The sequence below is a fragment of the Akkermansia sp. AE01SA01 genome, assembly GCF_036417395.1.
Classification (GTDB): Bacteria; Verrucomicrobiota; Verrucomicrobiia; order Verrucomicrobiales; family Akkermansiaceae; genus Akkermansia.
In genome coordinates this window covers 600236-623897 of the sequence record NZ_CP143890.1, presented here as the reverse complement: position 1 = coordinate 623897, position 23662 = coordinate 600236, and the positions used below count along the sequence as shown (strand labels likewise).

At 57.6% G+C, this 23662-nt stretch carries 21 protein-coding genes; 7 read left to right on the top strand and 14 right to left on the bottom strand.

Annotated features, from left to right (window positions below):
* The first annotated feature begins 9 nt into the window (after positions 1-9).
* Complete coding sequence (truA, locus tag V3C19_RS02530; protein ID WP_295931833.1) at positions 10-804, top strand: tRNA pseudouridine(38-40) synthase TruA; 795 nt, start codon at positions 10-12, stop codon at positions 802-804.
* A 17-nt stretch (positions 805-821) separates the two neighbouring features.
* Here the strand turns inward: truA and nadD are convergent, their stop codons facing one another.
* Together nadD and V3C19_RS02520 are read right to left on the bottom strand one after the other, a co-directional pair.
* Complete coding sequence (gene nadD, locus V3C19_RS02525) at positions 822-1409, bottom strand: nicotinate (nicotinamide) nucleotide adenylyltransferase (RefSeq protein WP_295931836.1); 588 nt, start codon at positions 1407-1409, stop codon at positions 822-824.
* 28 nt (positions 1410-1437) lie between these two features.
* A complete protein-coding gene (locus tag V3C19_RS02520) occupies positions 1438-2115 on the bottom strand; it encodes a M23 family metallopeptidase (protein ID WP_302389398.1) in 678 nt (225 codons plus the stop codon).
* 193 nt (positions 2116-2308) lie between these two features.
* Here V3C19_RS02520 and V3C19_RS02515 point away from each other — a divergent pair, with 193 nt between their 5' ends.
* Complete coding sequence (locus V3C19_RS02515; protein ID WP_330937143.1) at positions 2309-4387, top strand: alpha-L-fucosidase; 2079 nt, start codon at positions 2309-2311, stop codon at positions 4385-4387.
* Positions 4388-4943: 556 nt separating this feature from the next.
* Here V3C19_RS02515 and V3C19_RS02510 read toward each other — a convergent pair.
* Entirely contained in the window at positions 4944-5702 is a 759-nt protein-coding gene (locus V3C19_RS02510; protein WP_130083915.1) for a type II secretion system protein, read from the bottom strand.
* A 189-nt stretch (positions 5703-5891) separates the two neighbouring features.
* The gene (gene rph / locus V3C19_RS02505; protein ID WP_067574093.1) at positions 5892-6677 is read right to left on the bottom strand and encodes a ribonuclease PH; all 786 of its coding nucleotides are present in this window, start codon (positions 6675-6677) and stop codon (positions 5892-5894) included.
* Between the two features lie 80 nt (positions 6678-6757).
* Here rph and V3C19_RS02500 point away from each other — a divergent pair, with 80 nt between their 5' ends.
* Positions 6758-8137, top strand: a complete 1380-nt coding sequence (locus V3C19_RS02500; RefSeq protein ID WP_295931847.1) for a nucleotide pyrophosphatase/phosphodiesterase family protein — start codon at positions 6758-6760, stop codon at positions 8135-8137.
* A 17-nt stretch (positions 8138-8154) separates the two neighbouring features.
* Here the strand turns inward: V3C19_RS02500 and V3C19_RS02495 are convergent, their stop codons facing one another.
* The 4 genes from V3C19_RS02495 to cdaA form a co-directional block, all read right to left on the bottom strand.
* Positions 8155-10323, bottom strand: a complete 2169-nt coding sequence (locus V3C19_RS02495; RefSeq protein WP_295931849.1) for a family 20 glycosylhydrolase — start codon at positions 10321-10323, stop codon at positions 8155-8157.
* Positions 10324-10501: 178 nt separating this feature from the next.
* On the bottom strand, positions 10502-11143 hold the full coding sequence (gene bioD, locus V3C19_RS02490) for a dethiobiotin synthase (RefSeq protein ID WP_130083919.1): 642 nt from the start codon (positions 11141-11143) through the stop codon (positions 10502-10504).
* 11 nt (positions 11144-11154) lie between these two features.
* Positions 11155-11307 carry a hypothetical protein gene (locus tag V3C19_RS02485; protein ID WP_153812535.1) on the bottom strand — a complete coding sequence of 51 codons (153 nt, stop codon included), beginning with the start codon at positions 11305-11307 and terminating at the stop codon, positions 11155-11157.
* Entirely contained in the window at positions 11285-12076 is a 792-nt protein-coding gene (cdaA, locus tag V3C19_RS02480) for a diadenylate cyclase CdaA (protein ID WP_067573885.1), read from the bottom strand. Before cdaA ends, V3C19_RS02485 begins: the two co-directional genes overlap by 23 nt.
* Positions 12077-12167: 91 nt before the next feature.
* On the opposite strand from cdaA, the gene V3C19_RS02475 reads away from it, so the two are divergent.
* Complete coding sequence (locus tag V3C19_RS02475) at positions 12168-13154, top strand: M28 family peptidase (RefSeq protein ID WP_295931851.1); 987 nt, start codon at positions 12168-12170, stop codon at positions 13152-13154.
* 23 nt (positions 13155-13177) lie between these two features.
* Here V3C19_RS02475 and V3C19_RS02470 read toward each other — a convergent pair whose 3' ends face one another.
* A complete protein-coding gene (locus V3C19_RS02470) occupies positions 13178-13831 on the bottom strand; it encodes an ABC transporter ATP-binding protein (protein WP_130083921.1) in 654 nt (217 codons plus the stop codon).
* 30 nt (positions 13832-13861) lie between these two features.
* On the bottom strand, positions 13862-14707 hold the full coding sequence (gene panC / locus V3C19_RS02465; protein ID WP_295931854.1) for a pantoate--beta-alanine ligase: 846 nt from the start codon (positions 14705-14707) through the stop codon (positions 13862-13864).
* Between the two features lie 149 nt (positions 14708-14856).
* On the opposite strand from panC, the gene V3C19_RS02460 reads away from it, so the two are divergent.
* On the top strand, positions 14857-15453 hold the full coding sequence (locus V3C19_RS02460) for an OmpH family outer membrane protein (protein ID WP_161981301.1): 597 nt from the start codon (positions 14857-14859) through the stop codon (positions 15451-15453).
* A gap of 39 nt (positions 15454-15492) precedes the next feature.
* On the top strand, positions 15493-16530 hold the full coding sequence (gene lpxD, locus V3C19_RS02455; protein WP_295931856.1) for a UDP-3-O-(3-hydroxymyristoyl)glucosamine N-acyltransferase: 1038 nt from the start codon (positions 15493-15495) through the stop codon (positions 16528-16530).
* A gap of 58 nt (positions 16531-16588) precedes the next feature.
* Here the strand turns inward: lpxD and V3C19_RS02450 are convergent, their stop codons facing one another.
* The 3 genes from V3C19_RS02450 to V3C19_RS02440 are packed head-to-tail and all read right to left on the bottom strand — an operon-like array spanning position 16589 to position 19208.
* The gene (locus V3C19_RS02450) at positions 16589-17380 is read right to left on the bottom strand and encodes an ABC transporter permease (RefSeq protein WP_130083925.1); all 792 of its coding nucleotides are present in this window, start codon (positions 17378-17380) and stop codon (positions 16589-16591) included.
* A complete protein-coding gene (locus tag V3C19_RS02445; RefSeq protein ID WP_130083926.1) occupies positions 17377-18165 on the bottom strand; it encodes an ABC transporter ATP-binding protein in 789 nt (262 codons plus the stop codon). Before V3C19_RS02445 ends, V3C19_RS02450 begins: the two co-directional genes overlap by 4 nt.
* Positions 18162-19208, bottom strand: a complete 1047-nt coding sequence (locus V3C19_RS02440; RefSeq protein WP_130083927.1) for an ABC transporter substrate-binding protein — start codon at positions 19206-19208, stop codon at positions 18162-18164. Before V3C19_RS02440 ends, V3C19_RS02445 begins: the two co-directional genes overlap by 4 nt.
* Before the next feature lie 230 nt (positions 19209-19438).
* Here V3C19_RS02440 and V3C19_RS02435 point away from each other — a divergent pair, with 230 nt between their 5' ends.
* Positions 19439-20083 (top strand): hypothetical protein, encoded by a 645-nt coding sequence (locus V3C19_RS02435; RefSeq protein ID WP_295931864.1) that lies wholly within the window; start codon positions 19439-19441, stop codon positions 20081-20083.
* Between the two features lie 178 nt (positions 20084-20261).
* Here the strand turns inward: V3C19_RS02435 and V3C19_RS02430 are convergent, their stop codons facing one another.
* A complete protein-coding gene (locus tag V3C19_RS02430; RefSeq protein WP_330937142.1) occupies positions 20262-23255 on the bottom strand; it encodes a beta-N-acetylglucosaminidase domain-containing protein in 2994 nt (997 codons plus the stop codon).
* Between the last annotated feature and the right edge of the window lie 407 nt (positions 23256-23662).

The following is a 23662-nucleotide window of genomic DNA, read 5'->3' as shown; positions in this document are numbered from 1 at the left end:
ATCCCCTGCATGCCCCGCATCCGTTTCATCACCGCCTACGACGGCCGCCCCTACCTGGGCTGGCAAAGCCAGCCGGGAGGCCGCACCGTGCAGGACAAGCTGGAACGTGCCTTTTCAACCCTTTTCGGTGAAGCCGTCCGCATCCACGGGTCCGGCAGGACGGACGCCGGAGTGCACGCCCTGGGACAGGTCTTCCACGTGGATGCGCCGGACACCCACCGCATTCCCGCAGACAAATGGCCTGCGGCCATCAATACCCGCCTGCCCCGCACCATCCGGGTCATCCATGCGGAGTACACGGGCCCCGGCTTTCACGCCCGCTTCAGCGCCACGGGGAAAACGTACCGCTACTGCATTTCCAGCGAACCCATCCTGAACCCGTTTGACGCGGGCCTGGCCTGGCACCGTCCGCTGGCCTGGAGCCTGGACGCCCTGACGGAAGCCGCCGGGCTCTTTCTGGGGGAACACGACTTTACGGCCTTTGCCGCCCTGAGGGGCAACGAGCCCCGCCCCATCCCGGAAGACTACTTCCGGCGCACCATTACCCGTGCGGACGTGAGGCGGGAAGGGAACCACACCTTCATCACATTCACGGGTACGGGCTTCCTTTATAAAATGGTGCGCCTCATGGCGGGCGCGGCCCATGAGGCGGCACGGGGGAAAATCACACTGGAGGAATTAAACCGCCTCATCCGTTCCCCGCGCCCGGATGACAAAAGCCCGTTCTGCGCGCCGCCGGACGGCCTTACCCTGATGCAGGTGCATTACCCGGATTCCGTCCCGGAAAACAGGCCGGAGCAATAAAAAACGGCCTCCGGGGGTTACTTTTCCGCCATTCCCCGCGAAACGCCGTACAGCCCTTCCCTTCTGATGAAGCTTTCCACTTCCGGATTCAAATGAGGCACGGGGCATACGCCCGCGCGCAGGGCTTCCCGGATGCCGGTGGAAGATGCTGGTTCATCCCCTTCAATAAAAAGGGCCCGAACTCCCTCCCTGGGATCCGGAGCGCCGCCCCGGTGGTACACGATGAACGTCGCCATGTCAGCCAGATGCCTCCAGCGGCCCCATTTCTCCAGGGAATCCCACTGGTCCTTGCCCATCAGCCAGAACAATTCCGCTCCCGGATGGCAGGCAGCCACGCTTTCCGCCACCCGCCATGACCAGGAAGGCGGGGGCAAATTCAAGTCCGTACGGTCCAATACGGCCCAGTCCAGCCCTTTCAGGGCCAGTTCAATCATCCGGCAGCGCCGAGCATCCGAAACGGAAGGGGCCTGTTCCTTCAGCGGGGAAAGGGAACAGGGCATGAACAGTACGCGATCCAGGCCACAGCACTCCCTGGCACGCGAAGCCACGCGCACATGGCCTTCGTGCACGGGATCAAACGAACCGCCGAAAATGCACAACTTCACTGTCCGTCACCTCCATGAGGCCAGGAAATCAGAGCCCCTCCGTACCTTTATAGGGGAGGAACCCCCCGATGGGAACGCGCACCATCCTCTTTTCCAAAGGCAGGCGCCGGAACCGGTTGATAAAATCCGTCAGGCGCCCGTAATTGCGTTCCGTCTTGGGAATCCCCTGATGACCGCAGTTTACGTCCGGATTGTAATGCAGCTCCACATGAAGATGGGCAGGGTACATGCCGCAGTTCGTGCCGATGGTGCCCACCTGGGTGCCGCGCAGCACCAGTTGGCCCAGCACTACGTTGATGTCATTCAAATGGGAATAAAGCGTCTGACAGCAGAGGACCTTGCCGGACTTGGGCTCCCGGAAGGCATGGCGGACAATTACCACCTTTCCCCAGGCGCCCCGTGCGTCTGCCGCATACGTGACCACACCGTGGCCCACGGAATAAACGGGGTCTCCCAAGTCGGTATTGCCTCCGCCGTTGCCGTTCCAGTCCTCGCCCATGTGACGGGGGCTTTTCAGGCGCAGGCCGCGGGAACGGTAATAGCCCTTGCCGTCCGGCTTGCCCACCGGAAAATCAAAGCCGTCGCACAGGGGGACGAGCGCAAACTTACTGTCCCGCTTGGCCATGTAAACGGGCGCGCTCTCGCTGATGAAGGCCGTCCCGGTCAGAAAGAACAGGGCCAGCAATAAAAAACGGAAGTAGAACATAGGGGGAAAAGTTTCCATATGCTAGACAGCGCGCATGTCCGTATCAAGCGGAATTCTCTGTATGTCCCAGTTAGAAGGTTCCGGACCTTTCCCCTGCCCGGAAGAGCACGTTTCCCTTTCAACTTGACAGCAAAGTCCCTCTATGAAAGAAGGAGGGAGCATTCTGCATATTTCTGTAACACATATATTCTTCATGAACAAGCTTGCGCCCCTCTTTGTTGGAACCGCTCTTTCCTCCCTGATGCTGCCCGGACAGGCCGCAGACCCGCCCAAACCTTTCGGCGCCGTGCCTACGCCCCAGCAGGTGAACTGGCAGCGCATGGAATTCTACGGTTTCATCCACTTCGGCCTGAACACCTTTACCGGCAGGGAATGGGGATACGGAGACGAAAACCCGCAAATTTTCAACCCCACGGACTTCAATGCCTCCGAGATCGTGGAAACCTTCAAGAAAGGCGGCATGAAGGGCATGATCTATACGGCCAAGCACCACGACGGCTTCTGCGCGTGGCCCACCAAGTCCACGGAGCACAATATCACGAAAACCCCGTGGAAAAACGGCAAGGGGGATGTAGTCAAGGAATTCGCCCTGGCCTGCAAAAAACACGGCATCAAATTCGGCACCTACCTCAGTCCGTGGGACCGCAACCACGCCGAATACGGCAAGGAAGGCTACCTGAAAGCCTACTACCAGCAAATTCGGGAACTGCTGACCAACTACGGTCCCGTATTTGAAATCTGGTTTGACGGGGCCAACGGCGGCGACGGCTACTACGGCGGAGCCCGTGAAAAACGCAACATCGGCGATGCGGAGAAGTACTACGACTTTGAAAAGATTGTGGAAATAATCCGCTCCATCCAGCCCAACTGTATCATTTGGGGCGCCGGCCATTATGGAGATGCCCGCTGGGGCGGCTCTGAAAAGGGACATGTCAATTATCCCCACTGGAGCACCGTGGGACTGAATGGCGGCGGTGGCGGAACCGGCAAGCGCGGCGGCGAACGCTGGGTGCCCGCGGAAGGAGACACTACCATCAACCATTCCGGCTGGTTCTGGCACCAGGGACAGTCTTCCCGCGTCAAATCCCCGGAAGAACTCATGCAGGTCTGGTTTGACTCCGTAGGCCGCGGGGCCAACCTCATCCTGAACGTAGCCGCAGACAAAACCGGAAAACTGGACCCCGCCGATGTCAAGTCTCTGATGGAATTCAAGGAATTGCGCGACAAGCTGTATGCCAAGAATTTCGCTCTGGGAGCCACGGCCACGGCCAGCCAAACCCGCGGCAATGACAAGAAATTCTCCCCTTCCAACATGACTGACGGCAACCTGGACACGTACTGGGCCGTGGAGGACGACAACCTGACACCCTCCGCCGTCATCACGCTGCCCAAGCCCGCCACCTTTGACGTCATCCGTCTGCGCGAACAAATCCGCCTGGGCCAGCGCGTGGACTCCTTCAACATCGACGCTTTCATCAAAGGCAAATGGGTCTGCATTGATAATGGAGGGAAAACCATTGGCAACCAGGTCATGCGCCGGCTTGACCGTCCCATCACCGCCCAGAAGCTGCGCCTGCGCATCACGGGCAGTCAGGCCACGCCCTGCATCTCTGAATTCGCCCTGTTCCGCCAGCCTGCGGGAGCCGTACGCCCGTCCATCTTCCGCCGCGGCGACAACCTGGTCATCCTGGCGGACGGCAAGAACAAAATCCTCTACACGACGGACGGAAGCGAACCCAAGGCCGGGTCCTCCGTCTATTCGCAGGGAGCCAAATTCAGCGAAAGCGGAGTTGTCAAGGCACGCTGCCAGTTTGCCAACGGCAAGCTCGGCCCCGTCAGCCAGGCAAAATTCGGCATCAGCAAAACCGGATGGAAAGTGAAAAGCGCCACCTCCGGCAATGCGGCCGCCGCCATTGACGACAACCCGGAAATCTCCTGGACCGCCAATGCCGGCGTTCCCCAATCCTTAGTGGTGGACATGGGCAAGCCCTACCAAGTCACCAGCTTCTCCTACCTGCCTCGTCAGGATGGAAAAACGGAAGGCATGACGGACAAGTACCAGTTTGAAGTAAGCGCGGACGGCAAAACCTGGAAAAAGGCGGCAGAGGGGGAATTCTCCAATCTCCGCGCCAATCCTATCGAGCAAAACGTCAACCTCAAGAATGTTGACGAGCCCGTGCGTTACTTCCGCTTTACCGGAACAAATGCGCTGGACGGCGGCGGAGCTTCCGCCGCGGAAATCAATGTCTTCGGCACTCCCGCCCAGGGCTAGCGAATACAGCGCCGCTTGTTTGAACGTCCCGGCCCGAAAGGACCGGGACGTTTTTTCATGGTTACAAAAAACAGGCTCATTTATCTGCCGCCAAGAATATCTCCGTTTCAAGACTTCCAGGCAAGGCCATGGCTCCTTGAAAAAAGTTCCGGATAATGGAGGCTCCCACCCTGATTCTATCACCTTAATGCGTTCTTCATCCTTCTTCTGAGGCGCATCAGGAGGGAGCCCAAACCGGAAGAGTCCACCAGAGAACAGGCACGTTCCGAAACCACCGCATTGAATCCTTCGCATTCTCCAAGGCCTCTCTCAGCGGGGCAGATGGAAGAATCCCGCCAAGTTCTGCCGGAAAGGAAGGAACGCCAAAGAAACCTTTTCTAGATGAAATTACCTGGCGTTATCATCTTTCCCATTCTGCCATTCCGAAGCTGTTTTCCAGTCTCCCGCTCGCTTTTTACCCGTCTGAGTAGGGGCCTTTCTCCCGCAATACGCGCATACAAAAAAGGCGCGTCCCGAAGGACGCGCCACACAAAATCATGCCAACTTGGGAAAAGACTTATTCCTGGCCGCTGAAATCAGGAGTGAGAATCAGGAACTGGTCACTGATATCCTTGCCCCTTCTCTTGGGAATGAAAGTATCCTGAAGGTCGTCGTTGTCGTTCAGTTCCAGAGTTTTGGCACTCTGGGCGGTCGTGAAGATCAGTACTTTGCCGCGGAAACTTTCCGGGTCAAAGCGGACAGCATTGCCGGCAACCACTGTGGAGCCGCCATCGCCGGGAAGCACGGAGGTAACCATCAGAGGATATTCGCCAACGGAGCTGCCGATACCCACCTTCTTGTTGTTCTCACCCTTGCGCATCACGTAGGAAATGCCCACTTCACCGGGAGTCAGGGCCTTGCCGTCATAGATTTCACCGTCGGGAGTGACGGTGGAACCGCCGGAAGCAGTCTGGACCTTGGCGTAGAAGTTGCTTTCAGACACGGACTCATTGGCCAGAAGCTGGCGGAAATAGTCATTGGAGGTGTCGCCCTGCAACGGTCCCAGGCCAGCCATGTAGCTGTGCTGGGCCACCACGCGGTCAGCGGTGATGTCGTCCGGGAAATTGCCCAGCTTGCTGTTGGACTTGAATTCGTTCATCGCCACGCCCACGTTCTTCATGTTGGTCAGGGCCTGCATCTGGTCTCCCTTGTTGATCTGGTTGATGATGGGACCATACGCCACGGACGCGAGCAGCGCGATAATGGCGATAACGACCAAAAGTTCGATCAGGGTGAAACCCCGGCGTAACTGGCGTGTTGCAAAAGATACTTTCATTGTTGAATCTAATGGAATGTTTACAGTTTAAGAAAACCGCATGTGGTTATCTATGTTCGTTTCTACTATTAACGTCATTTCCTAGTCAGGACAAGCATATTCTCACAAAATTCTCGGGTCTGGAAAGGCGGTTCCGCATTCCCGGAAATGCAGGACGTTTCCCTGCCTGGAGAAATATGGAAAACGTCTTTACTTGCCCCGGCCGAAAAAGGCGCTCAAATCTTCCAGCGCTCCGGCGTCCGGTTTGTCCGCCTCCGCAATGACGCGGCGCTGGAGTTCCGCGATCTCATCCAGACCCTTGCGCCCCAGCTCCAGCATCCTGTTCATCTGGTCCGCAGTGAAGACGGCTTCTTCTCCGGAACCCTGCACTTCCACAAACTCGCCCCGGTCGGTCATCACCAGGTTCATGTCCACTTCCGCGTCCTTGTCTTCCACGTAGCAAAGGTCCAGCAGGGCTTCCCCTTCCAGCATGCCTACGGACACGGCGGAAACGAGCCTCTTGAGGGGGGATTCCGCCAGCTTGCCTGCAGCCACCAGCTTGTTCACGGCAATCGCCAAAGCCACGGAAGCCCCGGTGATGGAAGCGGTCCGCGTTCCGCCGTCAGCCTGGAGAACATCGCAGTCCACCCAGATGGTGCGCGCGCCGATCTTGCCCAGGTCCACGGCGGCCCGGAGGGAACGGCCAATCAGACGCTGAATCTCGCTGGAACGTCCGTCCAGCTTGCCCGCCGTGATGTCGCGGCGCTTGCGGTCCAGTGTGGAATAAGGGAGCATGGAATACTCCGCCGTCAGCCAGCCGCCCTCCACGCGCTGCACCTTCATCCAGCGCGGCACATCCTCTTCAATCGTGACGGCGCAAATCACCTTCGTCCGTCCGAAAGTCACCAGCACGGAGGCCGTGGCGTTCGGAGCAATGCCCGTTTCAAAGCTGATCGGGCGCAACTGGTCCACAAGTCGTTTATCCTGACGTTCCATGCGGGGAATCATGACGGATGCGGAGCTTTTTTTCAAATGGAAAGATGGATTTCCTCCGCCGAACCGGTAATATTTCTCCCATGAAACTTCCCGCCACCCGCGTAGCCGTCCTTGATGCAGTAGCCCTTTCTCGCCAGATGATGGAACATATGCCCAGGCTTTCCTCCTGGGCGGAGCGCCAGCGCGTTTCCTCCTTCCCTCCGGCCTTTCCGGCGGTCACCTGCACGGTGCAGAGCTCCTACATCACCGGGCTCTCCCCGGAGGAGCACGCCATTCCCGGCAACGGCTGGTACAACAGGAACATGAGCGAGGTTCAGTTCTGGAAGCAATCCAACAAACTGGTACAGGGGCCGCGCGTCTGGGAGAAGCTGAAAAACCTGTACGGTCCCTCCTTCACCTGCGCCAAGCTCTTCTGGTGGTACAACATGTACTCCACCGCGGACTGGAGCATCACGCCGCGCCCCATGTACCCGGCGGACGGCCGCAAAATCTTTGACATCTATACACAGCCCATGGACCTGCGGGAAATCATCAAGCGGGACCTGGGTGAATTCCCCTTCCCCACGTTCTGGGGCCCCATGGCCGGCATCGGCGCCACGCAATGGATTGCGGACTCCGTCCGGTGGATTGAGCAAAAATACCGCCCCAATCTCAACCTGGTCTATCTGCCCTACCTGGACTACGACCTCCAGAAATTTGGTCCCTCCTCCGGGGAGGCGGCCAAGGCGGCCCGGGCCATGGACAATCTTCTCTGCGATCTGATCGACTTCCTGGAACGGGAGGGAGTCACGCCGATTGTCGTGAGCGAATACGGCATTTCCGACGTCTCGCGCACGGTAGCCCTGAACCGCCTCTTCCGGAAACGCGGCTGGATCACTGTCAAACCGGAACTGGGAACGGAAATGCTGGACGGGGGAGCCTCCAGAGCCTTTGCCGTAGCCGACCACCAAGTGGCCCAGATTTACGTCAACGATCCCTCCGTCCGGGAAGAAGTAAAAGCCCTGCTCTCCGCTACCCCCGGCGTGGAGGAAATCCGGGAGACGGACTTTTCCGGTCTGAACCCTGCCGCCTGCGAGCGTCTGCCGGACTTCACCGCCGTGGCGGCCCCGGACACATGGTTTACCTACTACTACTGGACGGACGACGCCAAGGCCCCGGACTTCGCCCGCTGCGTAGACATCCACCGCAAGCCCGGCTATGACCCTGCGGAAATGTTCTTTGACCCGGCCCTTGCCTTCCCCATGCTGCATGCCGCCTCCTTTCTGCTGAAAAAAAAGCTGGGCTTCCGCGCCCTGATGAAAGTCATCCCCCTCAACGGAGACCAGGTGAAAGGCTCCCACGGCAGGGACCGGGTGCCCGCAAACCAGCAGCCCGTATTCATCGGCCCTGCATCCCTGCCGGAAATCCGTTCCGCGCAGGATGTGCATGAGGCCATCCTCTCCGTCTTTGCGGAAAGCTGAATCCGCGAGCGGCCCCGTCAGCGGGCGTCCGGCCTGGGATCGTACTCCAGACCAGGAACCTCCCGGTAATGGGTGCCGTCCCACAGGACGGGAATGCAGCAGAAAAACCAGCTTCTCTGCCCGTTGTCCCCCTTCCAGTGGCCGAACACGCTGCGTACCAGCACACGGTTCAACCCCTTGCGGAGCTTTACTTTCACGGGAGGGCGGAAAAAATATCCTTCCCAGGTCAGGGGAGCCTCCTCAATGCGCCCCTTGCCCCAATCCGTCCAGGGCAGGCTCTTGAACGGCCACTTGGGCGGATTCACGCGCTTTCCGTTCAGCCACACGTCCCCGCCGGAAAAATCCCAGCTCCCCTGCTCCGGAGCGCGCGCGCTGCGGTACCCTCCTGAATGCCCCCACATGCCATTCAGGCCAACCATCAGCCACACTTCCTGATCCTTCGGGCTACGGATGGAAGTCAGCGCGTAACAAGTCCCGCCTCCCTTCCCCACATCCTCTGACATCAGCGTGGGCCAGTGGGCCAGCCGGTACTGGTTCCGGTGCATATTGAACATCGCAAAAAGGTGCCTGATATGCACGGCCCCGCCGTAAACGGGCGTGCTCTTCCATTCCAGCGTGCTGTCCCCGTCCCGGTAGGAGGGGGCAATCTTCCGTTCCGGCTCAAAGGACGTATCATTCTTCCCCCGGTGGTCAAACGGGCCTACCAGGCTCCAGGCCATATCCGCCTGTTTTACGTACGCAAAGGGAACGCCCCGGAAAAACCTGTCACGGTGGGAGACAAGACGACGTTCAAACTCCCGGAACTCCGCCCATCCGGCCGTTCCTTTGGGGGGAAGCTGAGCCATGTAATCCTTCCTCTTGGTGGCGCCTCCGCGCCAGACGCGTTCCGCAAACGTCAACACGCAGGGGTAAAGAGGATACTGTTCCAGCACCCTCTTCTCACTGCTCAGATTCCCGTCACACCACACAGGCAGGATAGCGCCCAACGCCTTTTCATCCCCTCGGGGAACTTCGCACGGCTGCTGGAAAAACACCTGGTATACGCCGGACTGGGAATCCGCCCAGTCAATGTAAAAGCCATTGCTGTCAATTCGCTTCATTCCTTTGTCCATTCGGGCTCCAGCCTCGCTCTCTCCCCAGCACATCAGCACGGAATCCTTGTCGTGAGGACCGCCCGGCGACCATACAACCACCTCCTTCCCCTTCCCTCGGAGATACTCTGCCATGCGCGGAATAAAATCCTTCATGGTAATATGCACCTCGTCGGACCCCATATGGAAATACCTCCCGGGAAAAAGGGGAACAACCTCGTCCAGCACCTCCTTCAATATGGAAACGCCTTTCTCCGTCTGCATGCCGGTCTTCATGGCCTTGGCGAACGGCTGGCTGTGCCCCGGCATGTCGATCTCCGGAATCACCTGGATATTCAGCCCGGCGCAATAATCCACCAGCTCCTTCAACTGCTCCTGCGTATAAAACTTGCCCGGCAGCCGTGACTTCCAGTGAAAGGCGCGGTCCGTCAAAGCCGGAAACTTCTTCACTTCCAGCCTCCACGCGGGATCATCCGTCAAATGCAGATGGAGCGTATTAATCTTGTAGCGGGAAACCCGGCGCATCAGCTCCTTGATAAACGCGGGAGACATATAATAACGCCCCACGTCCAGCATCATGCCCCGCAGGGCGAAGGCGGGTTCGTCGCTGATCTGCACGGAGGGCATGAAAAAACCTCCCTTTCCTTTGGAAACCAGCTGCCTCAGCGTTTGCAGGGCATTAAAAAAACCGCCAAAGCTCCCTGCTCTGACAGTTGCCTTTTCCGGTGCGACGGACAGGATATATGCTTCCCCCTCAATTCCGGCGTCCAGGCTCAACTCCCATGTCAGGGAACCTTCCTCAAAAACATCCTTGCTCACGGAAGCCGGAATGCCGAACATCCCGAATACATCCTTCATTTCCCTCACCAGGTCATCCCTGCGGGGAACATCCCGGTCTAAATGCACATGAACGCTTTTAAAACGCACCCCGCCCTTACCCCTGACGACTTTGGAAGGATAAGGAATCAACGCAGGGGAGGAAAACTCCGGCACAGGCGCGGTCACGACCTCCCCGCCCATCAACCCCCACGGGGAACAAACCAGCAGGGCGGCAAAAAACCGTACAGGAATGCTGAAAACTCTGAACAAAAACATCTCCTTATATACGGCATCCTGTCTCAACTCTTGTCAAAACAGGCCTTGTGGAGTAAAAAATACCCCTTTCTTCTGGTCTTTTAACACTGCATGCCGGATACTCCACGCTGCATTTCAACGCTTGAAACGGACGGAAAGGAAAGAGCATTCCCTCCATCCCGTAAAACCGCAGCCATGCCTAGCGCAAACGTTCCAGAAGGGCGTCAATATCCATGAAATCCTGCCCGTGGATCAGTTCCCCGAGAATGGGCGCGTCGGAAAACTCCTCCACCATGCTCCTGTTCGTAACGCAAGCGGTATCCCACTCATCCTTCACGTTATTAAACACAATACCCAGGCATTCCAGACCGCGCGCCTTGATCGCATTCAGCGTCAGCAGAGCATGATTGATGGCTCCCAGCTTGTTGCCGATCACCAGAAGAATGGGAAGATGGAAATCCGCAGCCATGTCGCTGAAATTCCGGCCTGCCGCGATCGGCACCTCCCAGCCGCCCACGCCTTCCACCAGCACACACTCATGCGCGGCGGCCAAAGCCTCATAAGCGCGGCGGATAGCGTCTTCATCCACCTGTGTATTCTCCAGCTTGGCAGCCACATAGGGGCAGGTGGCATTCTTCAAAAACACGGGATTCAACTCATCCAGCGTCAGGCCTTCCGGCCCTGCCTCCCGCAGAAGCCGGGCATCCTGCCTGTCTCCGCAGGCCACGGGCTTGAATCCTGCGGCGTTCACGCCCCGTTCTCTCAGGGCCTTCACAATCAGGCAGCTTACATAAGTTTTGCCTATCTCCGTATCAGTTCCGGTAACGATAAAATTCCTCATGACGGTAAGCTTCAGGGATGGGATCTTCTGATCTCCTCCAGTTGCGCGCGGGACGGTGCGGCATCATTAGTAGTCACCCAATGGTTGATGAAAGACCAGATGATGACGGCCAACACCAGGCAGAACAACTTGGCAGGCCAGTTAAGCAATAGCAGTTTTTTCATTGGAAGGAGAAATATTCAGAAGCTCTTCAAGACGGGCCTTCAACTGTTCCGGAGTCAGGTTGCGCTCCAGCTTGCCGCCCACGGCCAGGGCAATGGCTCCCGTTTCTTCGGAAACCACCACCACCACACAATCGCTTTCCTCAGACATGCCTACGCCGGCACGGTGCCGCAGCCCCAGGGTACGGTCGCTCATCTCCTTCTGGGAAACAGGGAACACGCAGGCGGCAGCAGAAATCCGGTCGCCGGAAATAACCACTCCTCCATCGTGAAGAGCGGTTTTCGTATGAAAAATAGTCAGGGCCAGTTCCGGGGAAAAAATGGCGTCCAGCTTCACGCCGGAATCTTCAATGGGCTTCATGCTGATACTCCGCTCAAAGGCGAACAGGGCGCCGAACCGCTGATTGGAAAGCTTGCTCACTGCCTTGCAGAAATTGTCCAGGAAGTCCACCCTCTGAAGCTTGGCGAAGGAGGAGAAAAACGGATGGCTACCCAGCTTCGCCAGCCCTACGCGCAATTCCGGCTGGAAAATCACCACCAGCGCCAGCGCCAGGCCCGGAGCGAAAATGCGCGTCAGGATCCATGAAATGACGTTCAACTGGAAGAAAAAGGCCAGTACCACCAGGGCCAGGAAACAGGCGAACAGCCCTACCATAATGCGGGCGCCGCGCGTCGCATGGAAGGCACGGTAAATCTGATACAGGAACACCCACAGGATGAAAATTTCAACGATCGCCCTGAGCGCATCCTTGATCACAATCCAGTCCCACATGGGCACAAGCTACACAACAACCCAGATGATTGCAACACCGATCCTTTCCTTCCCTGTTGCTACGCAAAATGAAAACTGCTATAAGCGCACCATGAAATTCCGGATATTTCCCTCTCTGCTATCCGCTGCGCTCATCCTCTCCATCTCCACGGGTTGCATCATCTCCCACTGCACCACGCCCGGGGACGAAACGGCACCAGCCTCCACCGTGCGGCCCGGACTGGAAAGAGAACTGAAAAAAGACGTCCGTTCCCTGGCGAAAACCTGCCATCCCCGTCCGGCCGGCTATGAAAAAAACCAGGCCAAAGCCGTAGAATACATTGCCCGTTCCCTGGCGGACTCCGGAGCCAAAGTCACCTATCAGCCTTTCTCCGCGGACAAGCGTACCTTCGTCAACGTCAGTGCCGTCTTCCCCGGAAAATCAGCCAAAAGAGTCATCGTAGGAGCACACTATGATACCTGCGGGGACACGCCCGGGGCGGACGACAATGCCAGCGGCGTGGCCGGGCTGCTGGCCCTGGGGCGCATGCTTAAAGGCATATCCCCCCAATACACCATTGAGCTCATCGCCTACGCCAACGAGGAACCCCCGTACTTTGCCACGGAACACATGGGAAGCGCGCAGCACGCCCGGAAGCTTTACACGGAACAAATAGGCGTCAAAGCCATGATCTGCCTGGAAATGATCGGCTACTTCTCCGACAAGGAAAACAGCCAGACCTATCCGGGGCCCGGCATGGGGACGCTGTATCCGGACAAGGGAAACTTCATCGCCATCGTAGGCAACTGGAACAGCGTCAGGCTGGGCCGCGACATCCAGAAAAGCATGCGTCCCTTCCTTCCCACCGTCCGACTCAACCTGCCGCAGATCAAGGGCATGTGCATGGACTTTTCCGACCACCGCAACTTCTGGGCTAAAGACATGCCTGCCGTGATGATCACGGACACGTCCTTCTTCCGCAACCCGAACTACCACCAGCCCGGAGACCTTCCGGAAACGCTGGACTACCGCCGCATGGCCCAAGTGGTCTGCGGCGTCCACCAGGCCGTTCTGCATCTGGCGGCGGAAGAAAAATAAAGTCCCCCGCGCCGTGCTCGGCGTCAAACGGCCTGGCCGTCCATAATCGTGATGATGCGGTCGCCCCGCCGGGCCAGGTGTTCGTCATGAGTCACGATCACCAGTGTCTTGCGGGACTCGTCCGCCAGACCGAACAAAAGATCAAGAACTTCCGCGCCATTCTTCCTGTCCAGATTCCCGGTAGGTTCATCCGCAAAAATGATGGGGGCGTCATTCGCGAGCGCACGTGCAATGGCTACACGCTGTTGTTCTCCGCCGCTCAATTCGCCCGGCAGATGGTTCAGGCGGTGGGACAGGCCCACACGGTCCATCAGTTCCGTGACATACTCCATGCGCGGCCTTTTACCGATGGAGGAAGCCAGGCAGGCGTTTTCCAGGGCCGTCAATTCCGGCATGAGCAAATAGTTCTGGAAAATGAACCCCATGTTCCTGTTGCGGAAAATGGAGCGCCCCGTGGCAGACAGGGAGTAAATATCCGTGCCGTTGATCGTCACTTTGCCCTCCTGGGGTGTTTCCAGACCGGCGAGTGTATACATCAGCGTCGTCTTCCCGGCGCCGCTGGGACCGCACAGGAACACCTTTTCCCCGGCGGCAATGTGCAGGTTCACCCCGTGCAGAATCTCAATGGACTTCTTGCCGATGGAATAGCTGCGGTGGAGGTTGGCGGCGGTAATCACGGAATTCAGTATAACGAAATGGCGGCCGGATTAAAGTTCTATATTGTCGATAAGACGCACGTCGCCAAAATAGACAGCGGCAGCCATCAGGGCCGGCTCCCGGTTTTCCTCCAGGGGCTGCATGGTCTCCGCGTCCACAATCTCCAGGTAGTCGATCCGCGTGCCGGGAACGGCTTCAATCACCGCGGCGGCATGATCCTTCACTTCCCGGACTCCCGTCCCGTCCCTGAACTCGTCCCTGGCCTGAAGCATGGCCTTCCGTATCACGACGGCCTGTTCCTTCTGCTCCGGAGACAGCCGGGCGTTCCGGGAAGAATAGGCAAGGCCGTTCTCATGACGTACGATCTCCGCGCCGTGGATGCGCACCGGAATATCCAGGTCGCGCACCATGCGGCGGATAATTGCCAGCTGCTGGTAATCCTTCTTCCCGAAAATGGCATCCGTAGGCTGCACCAGGTTGAAAAGTTTGGCCAAAACCGTGCAAACTCCGGAAAAATGTCCCGGCCGTGATGCCCCGCACAGCGTAGTGGACAAAAAACCTTCCTCCACGCTGATGCTGCGTTCTCCAGCATACATCTCTTCCGGAGCCGGGGAAAACACGTAATCCACTCCGGCGGCTTCGCACAACTCCAGGTCCTTCTCCGGAGTGCGGGGGTAGGTCAGCAAGTCGGAAGTGTTATTGAACTGGATGGGGTTGACGAAAATGCTGGCTACCACCACGCCGTCCTCCCCGGCCAGCTTCCTGGCCTGCTCCAGCAGGGAACGGTGGCCGCTGTGGAGAGCCCCCATCGTGGGAACGAGAACAACGGGATCATTCTGCCGGCGGTGTTTGGACAGGGCTCCCTTCAACTGAGCCTTGGTCGAAAAAGTTTGCATGCGCATAAAGTGGCCTCATGATGACAAAAGTTCAATCCTGAAATATGGCTAGAAGATTGACGCATGCCATTCCACATGTAAACTGGCAAAGTCAGAAGACGCTAAAAATTATGAGATTCTTCAAAACAGCATTATGTGTATCCGCTGCAATGGCATTCAGCGCCACTGCCAACGCCGAACTGAAAGTAGCTACAGTGGACGTGCAGAAACTCTTTGCCGACTACTACAAAACGCATGAAGCCCAGGCGGAAGTGGACAAGGCGGCGCAGGCGGTCCAGCAGGATAACAACACCCGTGCGGAAAGCATCAAGAAGATGGAAGCCGATTTCACCGAAATGGTCAAAAAGCTCCAGGACCCTTCCCTGAATGAAAAGGACAAAAAAGACCTGGAACAGAAAGCCCAGATCACGCGCCAGCAGGCGATTGCCCTGGAACAGGAACGCCGCACTTTTGTGGAGCGCCAGCTCAAATCCCTTCAGGAACAAATGAAACTGCGTTCCACCAACATCATGGGTGAAATCACCAAGGTTGCGGAAGGCATCGCCACCAAGAGCAACTATGACCTTGTTCTGGACAAGAGCGCCCAGGCTCTCCGTTCCAACAACGTCTTCGTTTACACCAAGCCCAGCATGGACATCACCCCCACCGTGATGAAGGAACTCAACAAGGATGCGCCCGCGGGCTTTGATCCTACCAAGAAAAAGACACCGGCCGTTCCCGCCGCGCCTGCGGCTCCGGCCAAGTAACCCTTGACATTGCCCCCGGGAAGGCGGAATCATATCCGCATGAAGCTTTCACTTGAAGCCGTGGCCGCCCTCACCGGGGGAACAATCCTCTCCGGCGATCCCGAACTGAATGTGTTCGGGGTCGCTTCTCTTCTCGACGCCACCCCGGAGGAAGCCTCCTTCCTGGGCAACGAGAAATACTTTGAAGACTTTCTGCATACTTCCGCGGGAATTGTCCTGGTGCCTCCGGGACTGCCCAAATATCCTGAAAACGTCGCATTTGTGGAAGTAGCCAATCCTTCCATGGCCTTCAACGCCCTGGTCAAATACTTCAAGGCTTCATCCTATAAATTCGTGCCCGGCATCCATCCCTCGGCCGTCATCGACCCTTCAGCGAAAATCAATCCGGACAAGGTCCGCGTGGGGGCTTACACCTGCATCGGCGCACACTGCGAAATCGGCGACGGCACGGACATAGGCAACGGATGTCAGATCGGTGACGGTGTCACGATGGGGGAAAACTGCCGCTTGCACGCCAATGTCACCATCCGCGAACGCTGCAAGCTCGGCAGTCGCGTCACCATCCAGCCTGGCGCCGTCATCGGTTCCGACGGCTTCGGCTTCCTGATGGGAGATAATGGCCGCTATGTGGGCATCGACCAGGTAGGCATTGTGGAACTGGAGGACGATGTGGACATAGGAGCCAACACAACGATTGACCGCGCCCGGTTCGGCCGCACCATCATCGGGGAAGGGACTAAAATAGACAATCTCGTCCAGATCGGACACAACGTCGTGGTGGGCAAGCATTGCATCATTGTCGCACTGTCCGGAATTGCCGGCAGCACGCATGTGGGGGACTACGTCACCATCGCAGCCCAGGTAGGCATTGCCGGCCATCTCAAGGTTGGTTCCAGATCCACGCTGGCGGCACAAACGGGTGTTACGGCGAACATTCCGGAAAACGCTGCCTACTGGGGTACTCCCGCCTCCCCCTTCAAGGACGCTTGCCGCCAATTTGCGGCCCTCAGGAAGCTCCCGGCCCTCGTCAAGGAAGTCCATTCCCTCAAAAGGAAACTGGACTCATCCGGAAACTAGCAGGGAACAGGACAGCCCGGGGACGGAGCCTCAGAAAAACGTCTCTGAAAACAACACTTCAGGCCTGGCCCGTTCCCCAGCGGCGGTGAAGAAACCGTTCCAAGGGAGAAAACAGAATCTTGTCCGACAGGAGTCCTATCACCACAATCACGAACATAATGCCCACTACCTGATCCATCGCGTTCAGCTCACGCCCATAATGCAGAAGCTGACCCAGGCCGAATCCGGTCAGAATGGGCACGAAAATTTCCGCAGCCATCAGGGAACGCCACGCAAAGGCCCAGCCCTGCTTCATGCCGCTCACCACAAACGGGGCGGAAGCGGGCAAGGTGACGTGGATCAGGCAGTAAATGGGCCCGGCGCCCATCGTGCGGGCGGCCCTGGCATAAATGGGCGGCACGTTCCGCATGCCGTTGGCCGTAGCCAGGATGACGGACCACAGGGTTCCCATAATCACCACAAACAGCATGGCGGACTCCGTCTGCCCGAACCACAGGGTAGCCAGAGGAACCCAGCATACGCTGGGCAGAGCCTGAAACCCCAGGGAAACCAGACCCAGCGTATTCTGCATCAACTGGAATCGGGAACACAGCATGCCGAGGGGAATCCCCATCACCAGGCCAATGCCGTACCCCAGTCCCAGCCGCTTCACCGTAATCCAGGAAGCTTCTTCCAGAGCTCCGTCCGCAAAGGACGAGCGCAGATATTCCCACACCTCCAGCGGAGAGGGAAACAAATAAGGTTTCCAAACCTGCTCGTCACTCAAATACTGCCATACCCAGATGACGACAATGAAAAACACGAGAGAACATGCGTGGGCTCCCCATTTTGACCATCTGTTCCTGTTCATTTCGCAGCTCCTTTCAAATCACGGGTGATGCGGGACGACAGCAAGGCCAGATCCTGGCTGTTGATATCCCTGGGATGAGGCAGATCCACGGAATACTCCTCGCAGATTCGTCCCGGATGCGGAGTGAACAAAATCACGCGGTCTCCCAGGCACACGGCTTCCCGCATATTGTGGGTAACAAAAATGATCGTCATGCCCCACCTGAGGTGAATATCCTGAATATCCTGATAAAGCTGTTCCCGGGTCATGGCGTCCAACGCGCCGAACGGTTCGTCCATCAGCAAAATGCGTGGATTCGTCGCCAGAGCACGGGCCAGGGCCACGCGCTGCTTCATTCCCCCGGAAAGCTCGTGAATGTGGGCGTGCATGCAATCCTGGAGCCCCACCAGCTCCAGATTCTTCTCTGCAATGGCCATGCGCGCGCCGCGCGTCAAACCGGGCACCAGCTTCAGGCCGAACATCACATTCCCCAGCACGTCCAGCCACGGAAACAGGGCGGACTCCTGAAACATCACAGTACGGTCCCGGCCCGGCCCGCTCACGGGAACACCGTCCAGTTCCACCGTGCCGGAAGAGGGGAACTCAAGCCCGGCGATAATATTCAGCAAAGTAGTCTTTCCGCAGCCGCTGGGGCCTACCAGGCAAACGAACTCCCCGGCCTTGATATTCAGGTTGATGCCCTCCAGGGCCTCCACCTTCCCCCGCCGTCCTTCAAACACCTTGGACACTCCGGCGATGCGCAGCTTGCATCCGCCCGGCCCGCAATGCTCTTCTCCCATAATCATCCCTGCGTTTCCTCCTTCATGGCCAACTGTTTCTCCTCTACCGCCTCCGGTGTCACCAGGCCGGAAACGTCGGGAACCTCCTTCATGAATCCGGCATGATAGGCGTCCTGAACAAACTGCTGCAACTTGGGGATGAAAATCTTGTCCTTCATATGAATGCTCTTCCATGCCCGGGCAATCAATTCCGGTTCAACCTTGGAATGGGTAAGCTCCTCCAATTCCTTCACCACAATGGCCTGGGCCTCCTCCGGATTCTCCCGTATCCACTGGTTCAGCTCTTCATGCGCCTTCACGACGGCCTGCGCTACTTCGGGCTTCTCCTTCAAAAAATCAGCCCCGCACACCAATACCGTTGCTATGGAATCCTCCTCGTTCACCAGCACCCTTCCTTTGGCCATCATCACCAGGCGGCTCACCCAGGGCTCCACCGTCCAGACACCGTCCAGCTTCCCCTGGCGGAACAGGCTCAACTGTTCCGGATTAGGCGTAGGAAGAATCTTCACGTCTCCACCGCGCTGCGTCACGTGCAGGCCGCCTCGGGAAAACCAGGCGCGGGCGGAAACATCCTGCGTATTGCCAAGCTGGGGCGTGGCTATCACCTTGCCGCGGAAATCCTGCGGTTCCTTCAGGGAGGAATCCTCCGGCACCACCAGGGAGGCTCCTCCTTCTACAGCTCCGGCGATCATCCTGATATCCTGGCCGCGGGAGCGGACAAACGCGTTGATGGCTGGACTGGGTCCCACATACGTCAGCTCAATGGACCGGGCAAATACCGCCTCCATGGCACTGGGTCCTGCGTTGTACACATACCAGTTGATCCTGACATCTTTCCCGGTAGCCTTCTTCACGCGCTCTTCAAACCACCCGTTCCCCTGTCGGGAAAAATGATGGGCCACCAGACCCTGCACGTGGGTCACATTCGGGAAATGACCGAAATTCAATTCAATCACATTCGCATCCTCCTCCTTCCCGTCCCGGCAGGAAACGAGAGGCAGGCAGAGGGAGGCGGCCAGAAACAACAAAGGAAATCTTGAAAAAAACATGGGATATCAAAAAAATGGTTGCAGGCTCACGGCATCTTGGCCGCACCCTTTCAGGCTCCGACTAGCAGAAAAAGACATCTGCGGCAAGTTTCCGCATGTGACGACTTTTTCACAATGGACAGCCGGATTGCCGATTCTGTTGAAAAACTCCCCCATTCTGCAACCCGCAAAATCCGGTCTATTGACAAGGACGTGCGTTCCCGCTACAAAAAAGCGCTATTTGCCCCTCTATGCCGAACAAAACGCACCAGCCGCATTTCGGAGCATGGCTCAACCTGCCTCCGCCCGGGGACGGACGGGTGCGCCCCGCCGTCAAATACAGATGCACCCTTCTGCTGCTCCTTTACTGGGGTATTCTGTCTGCTGTGCCGCAGGCAGGAAACAATGTGGTGGAAGTCGGCCCCTCCTTCTCCCCCTGGATAGCGGCTCTGGAGCTTACCCCCTTCATCCTTGTTCCGGCATTCCTGTGCCTCGTCCCTCGTACGGGGTCCCAATGGAGGGCTCTGATGATTGCCGCGTATGCGGGACTGGCGCTGTGCCTGCTGCTGGACCTGTCGCTTCCTGCGGACGGTTCATGGGGAGACCTTCCCCTGACAGGGCACTATGGCACGCTTGCATGGCCCGCAGACGGCCACTGCGAATGGCTCATTACGCTGCCCCGCTTCTCCACCTTCTGGAGCCTGCTCATCTATGTATCCCTTTCCAGCGCCGGAATTTCACCCATCCTGCGTCTGCTGGCACTCGCCTGGTGGTTCCTGCTCTGCTTGGCCCCCATCAACACCGGAATAATTGGATACGCGGACCTTCTGGGCCCCATGGCCATCATCGCCGCCATCCTGGCCTGCATGCACCTGGCAAACAAAAACGGCTCCTGACAATGCTTGCCGTTTCCGATGGAAAAACTCTTCCGCAGCCCGGCAAAGGGGAACACTGCCCTCATCGTCACTTCCATGCCGAGAAGACGGGAGCGGCCATGGCACGGACGGCTCAACGTCAAAGAGCTGTTTCACACCCGGTGAAACAGCTCTTTTCCAAATTCATTCCAAGTCTGAACTACTTCCAGATCACCTCAAAAATGTTCACGGAAGTATCCTTCTTGCCGGTAAGGCCGATAGCCTTGACCGGCTTCCTGACGGACTTCAAATTCAAGGTGGTCACTTTCTTGCCCTTGCCCAGGCTGCCAACGGGAACCCAGCGGCCGTCCGCTCCGCAGGCCTGGACGGTTGCTTCCCTGCCGTCCGACAGAACAATGGCTGAATTAGCGCGGGGAGAAGTACAGGGAATCTCCACCCGTTCCGGGGACAAATCCACAGACAAAAACGTAGCCAGGTTGAAATCGCCGGCCGCACCGCTGTTGCCGTCTTTCTTGCCCTTGTTGGCAAGGTTGAGCTTGAACTCTTCCAGCGTTACCTCCTGCGGGGATGATCCGGCATTCACCAGTTTCACACCTTTCACCACACCGCCGATCTCTGCGGAGCCGTCTGCTTTCAGCGGCACTTCCGTCCAGCCCTTCCCGTCCATGGAAATAAACAATTTAGCCCACTTCATGTCCGGCGTCTTCAAATTGATGGACGCGGACTCCACAGCCGCGCCGGCAGGAATTTGAAGCCCCAGAGACTTCCTGGGGGGCAACGGATGCACCTCCATGATGCGCTTCAGGGAAATATCCGTGTCGCCTGTCTCGGCCACGGCTCCCTTGAAAGCAGGAGCGTCCGTCAGAACGGAAGGAGCGGCGGGGGCATTCACCTTGAAATCACGAATAGCCGTCCACACGTCGGGCTTGCCGCCGGGAACGCCCTGCACCGTGGCGCGGTAGCGCACAAAGCGGCCTTTTTTCCCGCTGCCCTGGTACTCCACGCGCACGCCGCTCGTTTCCGGCATCAGAGGCGACCATGACTGTCCGTCCATGGACACTTCCAGCTGCCCCTTGTTCACGGCATCCTTGTCTGAATCATTCCGGCCCATCACGATGGAAACGGTGCGTATCTCGCGGGGGACACCCAGGTCCACGCCGAAAAAGTCGCCCTTCTTCTGAACTTCCTTGCAGTAAAAATAGGACTCGGGATCGTCATCCAGCATCTTTTCAATACCGTTCTTTAGCTTGGTGGAAACATACGGCTTCACCCGCCCCACGGCCCGCCCGCTCACGCGGGAAAGCACCGGAGTGGACCCCAGGTCCAGCAACTCGCGGACGGCGGGAGCCATTACCAGTTCGGACGGCTTGACAGCCGTCTGCCACGGGGAATTCTTCTTGGTCACCTCCGTCACGTGTTTATTGATGGCCTTGCTGATCTCCTTGCTGTAGCGCTGCATCTCCGCCAGCAGGCAGGCGGCCTCCATGGCGTAATTCAATGCCGCGGAGGAATTCCCCGCCTCCGTGGCCTCCAGCATCTGCATGCTGTTCATCCCCGCCTTGCCGAGCGATTCAAACTGGATCAGCCAGGGCTCCACTTCCGCGACAAAAGCGGGATTGTTCGCCTTGGCCCGGATGATGTCCGGAGCCTGGGCCATCTTCGCAAACTCGGCTTTCAGGCGTTCAAATGCCTTGTTGTCCGCCACCTTCGCGCCGCGGCGGCACAGGTCCAGAACCTGTTCCACCACGGGAGCGATCTCCACGGACTCCTCCTTGCGGTAATTGTGCCCGCTCGGACCGCCGTCGCTATTGTGGTTGGCAAACGTCTGCATGGCGGAGGCGCAGCCGGGGAACAAAATGCGGATACTGTCCTTCCACGTCTTGTCGGAATCATACGCCTTGGCGTTCCAGGTCATGTTCGCCACGCTGAACAGGGAAATCTTGGAGGCCTCCGGCTTGTCCATCGGATTGGAGGCGAACCCCTGCATGTACGGCATCGCGTCCGCATCCACACCGTAGGTGCGCCCCAGGAACAGCGCGTGGCGGACGTAATCCGTCACCGGGAAATTCCACCAGATGAAAGCGGGCCTCTGCAAAAACTTGTTGATGCCCTTCAGGGCTGGGGTGCGGATATCGCTCACGATGCCGGACCCCGTCCACATAATGCCGATGTCCTTATCCAAATGTTCCCCCATCACCTCGTGATAACGACCGCCGTTGCCGGCATACGCCGTGGGACACACGATGAGCGGGGTTACGTCCGGCTTCTTGTGGATAAACTCCTTGTTCAAATAATTCAGGAACTCCACCTGACCTTCAGGCTTGGCCCCCTCTCCGCCGATGTCGTCAAAAAACACGGCAAAGGAGCGAAACCCCAAATCATACATCATCTCAAACTTCTTCACTGCCGCCTTCCGGTCCGCCTCTCCCCAATGGATATCCGCACCGGGGTGCACGGCCCAGACGAAATTCACCTTGTTTTCCTTCGCGATCTTCACCAGCTCTTTCAAATCCTTGGCCATGTCCGCCGGATAAGGCTCCCGCCATCTCTTGGAAAAACCGTGGAACACGTCGTCCTTCGGGCCGTAGATGTAGGTATTCATCTTGTACTTCCCGTAAAACTTGAACTGGCTGATGCGGCCTTCCTGCCCCCACGGCAGCCCGTAAAAGCCTTCAATGGTGCCGCGGAACGGAACATCCGGCCAGTCCAGCACCTCCACCTGCGGAACCGTCACGCCGGAAGGCGTCTTCTCCGCGAGCTGAAGCAGGGTCTGGGCCGCATAAAACAGGCCCTCGTCATCATACCCCGTCATCCGGATTCCCTGCGGCGTCACGCTCAGGGAATAGGCGCCCGCCTTCTGCGGAATATTCCCGGCAGGTTTCTTGCTCCCCTTGATGATGGACATCTGAACAGGCAACCCGTTCGGAGACAGCGCGAACATGCTCTTCAACGCGTTCATGGTGGGGGCATCCTTGACGCCGATCAGCTTCAGCGCGGGAACCGTTACGGAACCGCCGCTCCTGGTCATTTTCTGGGGAATGGGATACACCGGCATCCTGGCCGCTTTTTTCGCGTGACCGGATGTGGCCGCGGATGAAGTGGAGGGGGCGGAAGACTGGGCGAACAGAGGCAGGGCAAGCCCGGCCCCGAGCGCCGTAACTGCCATCATGGATCGGAAGGGAATCAAGTTCATAAGTGCAAATAAAAAGTCTGTACGGGACAAGTTCACGTAAATACGGACCAATCACCTCACTTCTAGCAGGATGCCCCTCGTATGTCAAATTACTTCATCCCGGGCTAGAAAGTTGGCTCTGCATCAGATTTGCAGAAAAAGACTTACGAAGCTTGAGAAATAAATAGCGGATATCAAATAATCTTCCAATTTTTATATATCTTTGAAATATAATAATTCATGGATTAAATTATGCTGCTGATAATTCTGTATTTGAAGAAATTCATTACTTCATTGAAATTTCTGAAAATATTCTTTCCAAAGTGTTTTCAAAGGAATTAATTCCAATTCTCCTTGCCATTCGGATCAACTAAATCAAATGCAATGTTGCGTCAGAAAGACTTGCTGCCTGTTAAAGCTCGTATAAT

Excerpts from the sequence above, each read along its gene's own strand:
- truA (WP_295931833.1), top strand. The coding sequence starts at position 10 with ATGCCCCGCATCCGTTTCATCACCGCCTACGACGGCCGCCCCTACCTG.
- V3C19_RS02520 (WP_302389398.1), bottom strand. The coding sequence starts at position 2,115 with ATGTTCTACTTCCGTTTTTTATTGCTGGCCCTGTTCTTTCTGACCGGG.
- V3C19_RS02515 (WP_330937143.1), top strand. The coding sequence starts at position 2,309 with ATGAACAAGCTTGCGCCCCTCTTTGTTGGAACCGCTCTTTCCTCCCTG.
- V3C19_RS02510 (WP_130083915.1), bottom strand. The coding sequence starts at position 5,702 with ATGAAAGTATCTTTTGCAACACGCCAGTTACGCCGGGGTTTCACCCTG.
- rph (WP_067574093.1), bottom strand. The coding sequence starts at position 6,677 with ATGGAACGTCAGGATAAACGACTTGTGGACCAGTTGCGCCCGATCAGC.
- V3C19_RS02500 (WP_295931847.1), top strand. The coding sequence starts at position 6,758 with ATGAAACTTCCCGCCACCCGCGTAGCCGTCCTTGATGCAGTAGCCCTT.
- V3C19_RS02495 (WP_295931849.1), bottom strand. The coding sequence starts at position 10,323 with ATGTTTTTGTTCAGAGTTTTCAGCATTCCTGTACGGTTTTTTGCCGCC.
- bioD (WP_130083919.1), bottom strand. The coding sequence starts at position 11,143 with ATGAGGAATTTTATCGTTACCGGAACTGATACGGAGATAGGCAAAACT.
- V3C19_RS02485 (WP_153812535.1), bottom strand. The coding sequence starts at position 11,307 with ATGAAAAAACTGCTATTGCTTAACTGGCCTGCCAAGTTGTTCTGCCTG.
- cdaA (WP_067573885.1), bottom strand. The coding sequence starts at position 12,076 with ATGTGGGACTGGATTGTGATCAAGGATGCGCTCAGGGCGATCGTTGAA.
- V3C19_RS02475 (WP_295931851.1), top strand. The coding sequence starts at position 12,168 with ATGAAATTCCGGATATTTCCCTCTCTGCTATCCGCTGCGCTCATCCTC.
- panC (WP_295931854.1), bottom strand. The coding sequence starts at position 14,707 with ATGCAAACTTTTTCGACCAAGGCTCAGTTGAAGGGAGCCCTGTCCAAA.
- V3C19_RS02460 (WP_161981301.1), top strand. The coding sequence starts at position 14,857 with ATGGCATTCAGCGCCACTGCCAACGCCGAACTGAAAGTAGCTACAGTG.
- lpxD (WP_295931856.1), top strand. The coding sequence starts at position 15,493 with ATGAAGCTTTCACTTGAAGCCGTGGCCGCCCTCACCGGGGGAACAATC.
- V3C19_RS02450 (WP_130083925.1), bottom strand. The coding sequence starts at position 17,380 with ATGAACAGGAACAGATGGTCAAAATGGGGAGCCCACGCATGTTCTCTC.
- V3C19_RS02445 (WP_130083926.1), bottom strand. The coding sequence starts at position 18,165 with ATGATTATGGGAGAAGAGCATTGCGGGCCGGGCGGATGCAAGCTGCGC.
- V3C19_RS02440 (WP_130083927.1), bottom strand. The coding sequence starts at position 19,208 with ATGTTTTTTTCAAGATTTCCTTTGTTGTTTCTGGCCGCCTCCCTCTGC.
- V3C19_RS02435 (WP_295931864.1), top strand. The coding sequence starts at position 19,439 with ATGCCGAACAAAACGCACCAGCCGCATTTCGGAGCATGGCTCAACCTG.
- V3C19_RS02430 (WP_330937142.1), bottom strand. The coding sequence starts at position 23,255 with ATGAACTTGATTCCCTTCCGATCCATGATGGCAGTTACGGCGCTCGGG.